This is a genomic window from Rhizobium sp. IY2 (genome assembly GCF_047532935.1).
In the GTDB taxonomy this organism is placed as follows: domain Bacteria; phylum Pseudomonadota; class Alphaproteobacteria; order Rhizobiales; family Rhizobiaceae; genus Rhizobium; species Rhizobium anhuiense.
In genome coordinates this window covers 1-223 of sequence record NZ_JBLKNU010000068.1, presented here as the reverse complement: position 1 = coordinate 223, position 223 = coordinate 1, and the positions used below count along the sequence as shown (strand labels likewise).

At 62.8% G+C, this 223-nt stretch carries 1 pseudogene; it reads left to right on the top strand.

Annotated elements, in window-relative coordinates:
- Positions 1-223, top strand: a pseudogene (locus tag ACMUVN_RS33425) (sugar ABC transporter substrate-binding protein); the annotation flags it as partial.

The window sequence follows — 223 nt, the reverse complement described above, 5'->3', positions numbered from 1 at the left end:
AACCGCAACGCTGTCGAAGAGCTTCCAGTCGGCCTTCAACGTCGTCAAGGGTTCGGTGCCGGCTCGTACCGACGTTCCCGATACCGACTTCGACGCCTGCGGCAAGAAGGGTATCGCCGACCTGAAGGCTGCCAATGAAGGCGGCACGCTGTTCGGCTCGCTGGCGCAAGGCTATGGCGCACCGCCGGCGATTGCCAATGCCTACAAGGACGTCGTCTCGAAG